The sequence below is a fragment of the Secundilactobacillus paracollinoides DSM 15502 = JCM 11969 genome (assembly GCF_001311135.1).
In the GTDB taxonomy this organism is placed as follows: Bacteria; Bacillota; Bacilli; order Lactobacillales; family Lactobacillaceae; genus Secundilactobacillus; species Secundilactobacillus paracollinoides.
In genome coordinates this window covers 39,910-48,502 of sequence record NZ_BBAG01000022.1, presented here as the reverse complement: position 1 = coordinate 48,502, position 8,593 = coordinate 39,910, and the positions used below count along the sequence as shown (strand labels likewise).

Genomic DNA, 8,593 nt, shown 5'->3' with positions numbered 1-8,593 from the left:
CTCAACGGTTTATTTTCTGCTTTTATTATCCCGCTTCCAAGCATACAATAAGGGTATTAATGGGGATTAATCAGGAATAGACAACTTTGGATCTTAATATGAGAAAGCGGGATGCACAATGTATCGTTACTTTGTACAGCCTCAAGTGGACCGCTATCAAAATTCCGTTGTGGGATACGAAACTTTGATTCGCGAACAGTGCGAAGATGGCCACTGGCAATTGCCAGCGGATTTTGAGGCCATTCCATTTGAGACACAGTTACTGTCATTACGGGATGTCGTGGCAACTCTGGGGAAAAAAGTCCACTTCATTTCTGTCAATTTAAACCGGGCACAGTTTACCGACTCGGCGGTGATCAACGCGCTGATTTCATTTCAGCAACAGGTTCACCCTGTCCGAATCGTGGCCGAACTCACTGAAGAAGTGCTGATCACACCACAGTCCAGTCAAGAAATTCTGGCTTCAGCGGAGCTCCTATCGTTGAGCGGTGTGCAATTAAGCCTCGACGATGTTGGAACGGGTGAAAATCAGTTGAGCCGCATTCAACCACTGCTGCCCTACACGACTGAAATTAAGTTTGCGATTCAAAACTTCCGCCACGATGGCAACGACGCGTTAATTCCGTCAAAACTATACGAGTGGAACGCAATCGCAAAGTCATACGGTTTACGGTTAATCGTTGAAGGCATCGAAACGCCGCAGGACGAGGAGATCCTTGACCGGTTAAACATCGTGCTGCGACAAGGCTACTTCTATGGCAAACCACACTTACTGGCATGCCAGAAACCCTTTTCGCAAACATTAAAACCAAGAAAATCACTTGAATAACCAAAAAGAGAAGCGCCGACAATCCAACGCTTCTCTTTTTATATTATTCAGTAATCTTTAATCCTTTGGTATAACTAGCAGCATGCTTGCCAGAATTCCGACCAGAATAGTAAGCATACCCCACGCAAGTCCCCGGCATATTCGGCCCATAAGTATCGCCAGCGAGTCCCGCTGCGTCGTTTCCTGCAGCGTATAATCCGCCGATCTTATCACCATTATCGTCCAAGACTTCGTTTTCGGTGGTTACTTGCAGTCCGCCCATTGTGCAGAACGCACCAACGTTAAGTTCGAACCCGTAAAATGGCCCCTTCGCAACCTTAACCAAGTATTCAGGATTCTTACCAAAGTCACCGTCTTCTTTAGCATCGCAGTAGCCGTTGTAGGTTTTAATGGTTTCAACTACTTTTTCAACAGGCAGTCCCATCTTTTCGGCTAACGCATCAATTGTATCAGCCTTGAAAATAAACGGCTTGTTGGCGGAAACGGCAGCGTCCAGTTCAGCCTGTAACTTCACCATTTTTTCACCACGCCGGACATAGACACCTAGCCCCATAAAGTTACCGTCCTTGGCCATCTTGTCGATGACACCCTGGTCAAGCACACTGAACACCTTGTTTTGCGTATAGAGCGCATTTCCCGCATATGAGAAATTGTAAACGACCGCTTCATCAACGAACCGTTCACCGTGTTCATTCAACCAGAGTAACGGCTGTTGACCTGCTGCCGTTTCCATTTGGGAGGCCATGTACTTAAATGAGGGTTCATCAGGATCCTTTAAATAACCACCGAACAGCATAGCCATCCCAGTACCGTATTTCTTGGCACCGATCTTCCAAGCCAGCCGTAAACCGTCACCAGTCCCTTTACCAGAGCTTACCTGAATCAGACGACTCGTATCGTAGTGGGTCAGTTCTTTCATCATTTCAGGATTGTTCAAATAACCGCCAGTGGCAAGCACAACGGCACCTGCCTTGATGTCCTCGGTGGTGCCCGTGGCTTCATCCTGTATCGTCAAGCCATTAATTGCCCCATCCGTATTTTGATGCAGGGCAGTCACCGTCGTTGAAGATAAGAGTTCAACCCCTAATTTTTCAGCCTGGGGCTGCAAGGCATCGTGCAACACGCTTTGACCCATGCCTTCATAGATGTGCCAAGTAGCTTCACCGGCACCCATCGCTTGAACGCCTTCGTATTTAACACCTTGGTCCTTCAACCATTGCACAGTACCAGTGCTGTCGTCTAAGTAGTTACGCCAGATGCGTGAATCAGCGCGGTACTTTGAGTAATCCACTTCTTCGCGCAGCACATCCGTCGCAGAGACCTTGATGCCCTGGGCTTTTTGCAGGTAGGAGTCCACCGCAAACAATCCCTCGGTGTAGTTACTGCTGCCACCTGTATGACGACCATTTTCCAGTAATAAGACACTGGCTCCGTGCTGAGCGGCTTCCAGTGCAGCGGAAGTCCCAGCGGCACCCGTTCCAACAACGACAACATCGTATTGTGTTTTTTGACTAATTGACATGAAAATCCCTCCAATAATACTCGTTAGTTAGTGAGCAATTGACGTCAGCGTAAATCGTTTCTATAATGAACTCACGCTTGATATACGACTATCATAACGACCGGACTGTTCGAAATGAACCACCAATTAGTCGGACAGCCCAACGATTTGTTCGGGTAAGAAAGGACGTCAAAATGGACATTAATCGTCTTCAAACTTTTTAAAAATCGCCCAATACGGGAGTTTTCAAAAGGTTGCAGAAAAAGAATACGTGACTCAGCGGGCTGTTTCAAAACAAATGACGCAGTTGGAGGCCGAACTAAATGTGACCCTTTTTAATCGCGGGAAAAATCAGATTTCACTGACACCTCAGGGTCATCAGTTCCTATCTTCCGCTCAAGATATTGTGAATAATTATTTGAGCGCGCTTACAGAATTGCAGCAAACGAGCACTGAAGAAAACCCCTCTTGCGGGTGGGCTACTTCTCAGCTTTCGAACAACAATTACTTTTAAAAGCGCTGTATCAATTGAAACAAAATGTGCCGGACCTGCAACTCATCGTGCGGCAAGGCAGCAATGAACACTTAACTCAAAGTGTGGCCAACGGAGCACTGGACCTCGCGCTTTCAATTAGTTACGGCAAGCCCGCATTATCGGCAACCGCCACTATCACTGCAACCCCCATCTACCGCAATCAGATGGTGATGGGCGTCAGTCGCCTCAACCCACTGAGTCGTTTAACGGCCCTTCCTCAAACACGATTAACGGATCGACCAATGTTGTACTACAGCCCTGAGAATTCCACCTTTTTACTGGAAAGTTTCCTCGCCAGCGCGCCCTTCATTCAAAACTACGAAGACATTCATCGCGTCGCCAGTGCGGAGCAAATGCACCTGCTGGTGGCCTTGGATCAGGCTTTTGCCTTCTATCCTCAGGGATTGACACCGCCCGCGACTGATGACAGTGTGGTCTACCTGCCGATTGAAAATGATGACACGCAGACGTATACGATCGATGCGCTGTACAACGGGCATGCGAAGACAGCGTTGTTGGGGCGGTTGTTGGATTATTGGTTGGGCGATGATGTTGACTCTGAATGACCGTATATGTCAAAAGAAACTATCAGCGTGGGTTGCCCCCTACGCTGATAGTTTCTTTTTGTTTGAGGATTCAATTTTCTCGGCGGCTGTGTTGAATCGCGTTACAGATTTCTTGGCTACTGTGCTGAAACGCGTTCCACAAACCAAAGACTTGCACAGAAACGGACTATTTTCAAAATCCAAACCCAGGATTTTAAAAATAGTCCGCTTCTGCTCCAGTCTTTAACCGGTTTATTCCACGCTCTACAGATTTCTAGGCTACCGTGCCGAAACGCGTTCCAGAAGGCAGAGGCTACTGCGTAAGCCGACTCTGGCAAAAATGCCAAGTTCAGGCATTTCTGCCAGAGTGGCTTACGCTCCGCCCTCTAACCGCCTTCTTCCACGCTCTTTTCTAGGCTACCGTGCCGAAACGCGTTCAGCAAGGCAAGGGGCTACTGCAGAAGAGACTCTGGTCAGAAAAGGCAGGACCGGCCTTTTCTGACCAGAGTCTCTTCTGCTCCGCCCCTTAACCGCCTTGCTTCACGCTCTACATCACTAAAATCGGCTTAATCACCTGCCCAGGCTTCGAATCCTCGATCGCCTGGTTCACATCTTTCAAATCATAGAACTTAACCAACTTATCAAATGGGAATTGGCCTTCCTTATACAATTGAATCAACTTCGGAATGAAGACCTTTGGCAGCGATGACCCCTGCAGCACACCCTTAACCGTGCGGGCTGGGATCAAGAAGTCCTGTGCCATGTTGAACTCGCCCTTAAAGGCACCACCAACAATGGCAACCGCCCCGTAAATCGCAGTTGACCGAACGGCATTTTCTGCCAATCCGTTGATGCCAGCTGAAACGATGCCGAAGGTCACACCGCCCGCCACGATCTTGTTGACCGCAGCCGGTACGTCAGGCGTTTCCTTACTGTTAATAACGTCTGTCGCACCAAGTGACAGCGCAGTTTCCAACCGGCTTGGTACAACGTCCACAGCAATAATCGGGTTACAGTGAGCAACTTTGGCTGCCATGATTGCGGCGAGCCCCACTGTCCCAGTCCCGAAGATCACAATCCCGTCGCCTGGTTGCGGCCGCAATTCGTTTAAGACAGTCCCAGCACCAGTTTGTAGCCCGCAGCCTAAGGGGCCAAGCAGCTTGAGGTCAACATCATCGGTCACCTTGACCATGTTGCGTGCTTGGACCTTCATGTAACTGCCAAACGATGACTGCTGGAAGAAGGAACTCAGTGGTTTGCCATCCAAGCTGTACCTCGTACCGCCATCGATGTCCTTACCACCGAAGTTCAATTCGTTCATCCGTTCACACGCATAGGGCCGCCCCAGAACACACTGACGGCAGGTGCCGAAACTGGCATAGGAGATCGTCACGTGGTCGCCAGGTTCAAAGTCGCTCACCGCGGCGCCGACCTTTTGCACGATTCCGGCACCCTCGTGGCCGAGAATCATTGGAATAGGCGCAAACCCTGTTGGCCCGCCATTAATTTCTTGAATATCGGCGCCGCAAATCCCGCTGGCGATCGTCTTCACTAACACTTCAACTGACTTGAGATTGTCATCCAATATGACCTCGCGAATGGTTAACGGATCACCCTGTTTTTCGGCTACTGCTGCTGTAATGTTCATGTTCAGTCCTCCTAATGATTGCTTGTAATTATTTTCACTAGTAGAATAACAGATACCGTCACAAAGTTACGTGTCACTTCACCAGCCTGTGTCACTTTTCCCAATTATCGCTACCTCATTCGAATAGGAGTCGATAATGGTTCGTGACGTCCAAGAAAAGGTGCACCAACGAACTGATATTTTGGTGCTGCGCGTCCTTTAACAGGTAGGTCCGCAAAAACGCATAGGTCGCACCAGCGTACGTATCGCTGATAAAGGCCTCGTTCAGGTGACTCACATGATTCATCAGCATCACTTGATGATTGAGATAAGCAATGTTATCAATAAAAACACCCCGGAGGTTGGCCCAGTCGATCATCGCAAAGAACTGTCGGTGATCCTGCCAATAATCAAGCAGTGTGGTGATCATCCGCCCCGGCGTCAACACCTCGTGGCTAAATTGCTGTAGCGTGGCCAGTTTAAACGCATGAATCTTACTGGCCAGCACATCATCCTTATCCTGGTAGTGCCGGTAGAACGTCTGACGTGAAATATGCGCCTCACTCGCCAGCTGTTTAATGGTCACGTCCTGATACGCCACGCCGCTCGCCTTTAATGACAGTAATGCTTGATAGAGTTTTTCATTTGTCTTTTGAACCCGCACATCGATCTCAATGGTAGCTGTCATCTCTGATGCCTCACTTTCTGCGTCATGATAGACGGTTTTAACAAAACTTTGGTAAACTAGACTTATTATCTTGTGAAAAGGAGTAGACGCCCTTGAAAATCATCATTGCCCCGGCCAAAAAGATGGTCGTGGATATGGACACGTTTGACCCGCTCAGTGCCCCGGAATATTTGTCGCAAACGGCCGAGATCTTGTCCGTCCTCAAACAACTGTCGTACGAAGACGCCAAGCGCTTATGGCAATGCAGCGACAAGTTGGCCCGCCCGAACTACGATTGGCTGCAGCAACTCCAGCTCGACCACCAGGTGACTCCAGCGATTCTCAGCTACACCGGCATCCAGTACCAATACATGGCGCCCGACCTGTTTACGGCGCCGGCGTTGGACTACATTCAGGACAATCTGCGCATTTTATCCGGTTTCTATGGCAGCCTACGCCCCTTTGACGGCATCGTGCCATACCGGTTAGAAATGCAGGGCCGGCTGGCGGTCGCCGGAACGAAAAACCTCTACCAGTTCTGGGGCGACCGGCTATACGAGTCGCTTTCATTTAACGACGGCCCGGTCATTAATTTGGCCTCAAAAGAGTACGCCAAGGCCATCACGCCCTACCTGAAACCAGACGACCAGTTCATCGAAATCGTGTTTGGCCACTGGGTCGGTGATCAATTGAAGACTCGCGCAACCTTTGCGAAAATGGCGCGCGGGCAAATGGTTCGGTACATGGCTGAACACAACGTGACCACCGTTGACCAGATCAAGACGTTCGACCACCCGGATTATGCGTTTGAACCGACACTATCCACCGCAACGAAATTAGTTTTCGTCCACGTGGCGCATAACTAAGGGATTAAGAAAAGCCCGCCAACCTGGCGTCATCACAGGCTGACGGGCTTTTTGTCAAAATTACGGTAACACAACCACCTTACCAAACATATCAGGCTCATCAAGGGCTGCCGTAGCGTCCCCAGTATGTGCAAGATCAAAGGTTTGGGCTGGCTTAACGTCAATGTTGTTCTGATCAATGAGTTGCAACATGTCATTAAACGCTTTCTCAGTGACTGACCCAGACGAAAAGTTAGTCAAGTTGGCACCACTCGGAATCATGAACGGGCTAAAATGCTCAACTTCCCAGACGTTCGCTAACCCACCGGTCAAACAGCAGTAGCCGCCTGGGTTCAAATGACTAAGCGAGTCGACCACCGTTTTCGACCCAACCAGTTCCAGAATGCTGTCGAAATGGTCATCCGTCTGAACCTCGTTATTTGTGTCCAAAATCGGGTGGTCACAGCCAACCGCCGTCAGTTGGTCAAACTTATCGGCATGCCGGGTCGACCCCGTAATGACAACGCTTGGATTCATCGCCTTGGCTAATTTAATCGCTGCCACGCCCACGCCGCTTGTAGCACCGCGAACCAGCAAGGTCTTTGCATCCTGCACGTGGCTGTTAAGCAGTGACCCGTACGCCGTGAAGAACGTTTCAGGAACCGCTGCCAAGTCTGCCCAGGACAAACTTGTCGTTACTGGAAAAATCTGCTTGTTTGGCAACAAGGCGTATTCGGCATAGCTGCCATCAAAGTCACGGCCCATGCCGCCCATGATGCTGACAACGGTTTGACCAACCGGCAGTTTCTCAGCATCCGTGGTCTGAGCAATCTCGCCAACACCTTCGATACCAAGAATTCGTGGAAACTTAACATCCGGTGACTCGCCGTTTCGGGTATAGATCTCAGAGCGGTTAATGCCAAACCCCTTGATCTTCACAAGACTCCAACCGGGCTTAACCTCCGGGGTCGGCACCTCTTTAAGCGTCAGTGCCTCTGGACCGCCCTCATGTTCAATCACAACTGCTTTCATGAATAACGCCATCCTTTTTTCTGTTAATTAAAGTTTAAAGAGTTTCTCGGCTGTCCCGTGGGCGATGGCCTCACGTTCTGTCGTCGTCAAGTCTGCATTTTCAATGAAACTGTGGACTTGATCTTCACGCTTGATGTAGGGATAATCTTCCGCATACATCATGTGATCAGCCCCCACCTCGGCCTTAACAAGTGCGAGTTGTGGGTTCGTGTACATGCCTGATGGGGTGATGTACACGTTGCGCTTGTAGTAGAACTGAAAGTCGTGTGGCAAGTTGGTGTCTGCCAGGGTCATAAATTCAGTGACCCGTTCGAGGAACATCGGTACAAGTTCGCCCCAGTGACCATTGATGAGTTTGAGGTTCGGGTACTTTTCAAGGAGTCCAGATTCGATCAACCGCACCATTTGAATTCCTTGTTCTTGATGCCACCCCCAGCCAGCACCGGCTAACAAGGTCGACGTTGCCTTAGAGTAGGCTTTAGAATCGTAGAGAACGGCCTGCTGTTCCTTTGAGATCACACCTGGATGCAGGTATAACGGCACATCGAGTTTGCTGGCCATCGCAAAAACGGGCTCAAACTTAGGGTCGTCCAGGAACTGACCGTTGACTGAACCACTGATAATACCGCCTACTAACCCAAGTTCGGTAACGGCACGTTCCAATTCTTTGGCAGCATCTTCTGGCTTGTTCATGGGTAAAACAGCAAGTCCGACAAAACGGTCTGGATACTGGCTGATCTGTTCAGCTAACGTGTCGTTTTGTGCCTTACTGGACGCAACGACCATGTTGTCCGGCAGCACCTGTGGCGAGTTACCGGCATCGGAAATCACCTGCATGTCGATGCCGTACTTGTCCATGTAAGCCACGTGGCAAGCAAAGCTTTTCAGGTCACCATTTAGCGCTTCTTGGTGCGGATTATTATTCGGTACTTCTGAAAACTGGTTAAATTGGTCAATGTTGGCCTGGGTATCAAAATGTTCTTCAACTGTAATGAGTTTCATGTGGACCTTC

General features: G+C 49.5%; 9 protein-coding genes. 4 read left to right on the top strand and 5 right to left on the bottom strand.

Annotated elements, in window-relative coordinates; translation table 11 throughout:
* The first annotated feature begins 118 nt into the window (after positions 1-118).
* Positions 119-829, top strand: coding sequence for an EAL domain-containing protein (locus tag JCM11969_RS08750; RefSeq protein ID WP_054710555.1), 711 nt, complete (start codon positions 119-121; stop codon positions 827-829).
* A 43-nt stretch (positions 830-872) separates the two neighbouring features.
* Here JCM11969_RS08750 and vprA read toward each other — a convergent pair whose 3' ends face one another.
* The gene (gene vprA / locus JCM11969_RS08745) at positions 873-2,351 is read right to left on the bottom strand and encodes a vinyl phenol reductase (protein ID WP_054710552.1); all 1,479 of its coding nucleotides are present in this window, start codon (positions 2,349-2,351) and stop codon (positions 873-875) included.
* 250 nt (positions 2,352-2,601) lie between these two features.
* Between vprA and JCM11969_RS18935 the strand changes: the two genes are divergently transcribed.
* Both JCM11969_RS18935 and JCM11969_RS08740 read left to right on the top strand, forming a co-directional pair.
* The gene (locus tag JCM11969_RS18935) at positions 2,602-2,844 is read left to right on the top strand and encodes a LysR family transcriptional regulator (RefSeq protein WP_225353199.1); all 243 of its coding nucleotides are present in this window, start codon (positions 2,602-2,604) and stop codon (positions 2,842-2,844) included.
* Positions 2,805-3,431 (top strand): LysR family transcriptional regulator substrate-binding protein, encoded by a 627-nt coding sequence (locus JCM11969_RS08740; RefSeq protein WP_225353200.1) that lies wholly within the window; start codon positions 2,805-2,807, stop codon positions 3,429-3,431. Before JCM11969_RS18935 ends, JCM11969_RS08740 begins: the two co-directional genes overlap by 40 nt.
* A 526-nt stretch (positions 3,432-3,957) precedes the next feature.
* On the opposite strand, the gene JCM11969_RS08735 is transcribed toward JCM11969_RS08740, so the two are convergent.
* Positions 3,958-5,058, bottom strand: a complete 1,101-nt coding sequence (locus JCM11969_RS08735; protein WP_054710549.1) for an NAD(P)-dependent alcohol dehydrogenase — start codon at positions 5,056-5,058, stop codon at positions 3,958-3,960.
* Between the two features lie 115 nt (positions 5,059-5,173).
* Positions 5,174-5,725 (bottom strand): TetR/AcrR family transcriptional regulator, encoded by a 552-nt coding sequence (locus JCM11969_RS08730; protein ID WP_054710546.1) that lies wholly within the window; start codon positions 5,723-5,725, stop codon positions 5,174-5,176.
* 92 nt (positions 5,726-5,817) lie between these two features.
* On the opposite strand from JCM11969_RS08730, the gene yaaA reads away from it, so the two are divergent.
* Positions 5,818-6,570, top strand: coding sequence for a peroxide stress protein YaaA (gene yaaA, locus JCM11969_RS08725; protein ID WP_054710542.1), 753 nt, complete (start codon positions 5,818-5,820; stop codon positions 6,568-6,570).
* 60 nt (positions 6,571-6,630) lie between these two features.
* Here the strand turns inward: yaaA and JCM11969_RS08720 are convergent, their stop codons facing one another.
* A complete protein-coding gene (locus JCM11969_RS08720) occupies positions 6,631-7,581 on the bottom strand; it encodes an alcohol dehydrogenase catalytic domain-containing protein (protein WP_054710539.1) in 951 nt (316 codons plus the stop codon).
* Positions 7,582-7,608: 27 nt separating this feature from the next.
* A complete protein-coding gene (locus JCM11969_RS08715; protein WP_054710536.1) occupies positions 7,609-8,583 on the bottom strand; it encodes an amidohydrolase family protein in 975 nt (324 codons plus the stop codon).
* Between the last annotated feature and the right edge of the window lie 10 nt (positions 8,584-8,593).

Coding starts and splice junctions, on each gene's coding strand:
- JCM11969_RS08750 (WP_054710555.1), top strand. CDS start 119: ATGTATCGTTACTTTGTACAGCCTCAAGTGGACCGCTATCAAAATTCC.
- vprA (WP_054710552.1), bottom strand. CDS start 2,351: ATGTCAATTAGTCAAAAAACACAATACGATGTTGTCGTTGTTGGAACG.
- JCM11969_RS08735 (WP_054710549.1), bottom strand. CDS start 5,058: ATGAACATTACAGCAGCAGTAGCCGAAAAACAGGGTGATCCGTTAACC.
- JCM11969_RS08730 (WP_054710546.1), bottom strand. CDS start 5,725: ATGACAGCTACCATTGAGATCGATGTGCGGGTTCAAAAGACAAATGAA.
- JCM11969_RS08720 (WP_054710539.1), bottom strand. CDS start 7,581: ATGAAAGCAGTTGTGATTGAACATGAGGGCGGTCCAGAGGCACTGACG.
- JCM11969_RS08715 (WP_054710536.1), bottom strand. CDS start 8,583: ATGAAACTCATTACAGTTGAAGAACATTTTGATACCCAGGCCAACATT.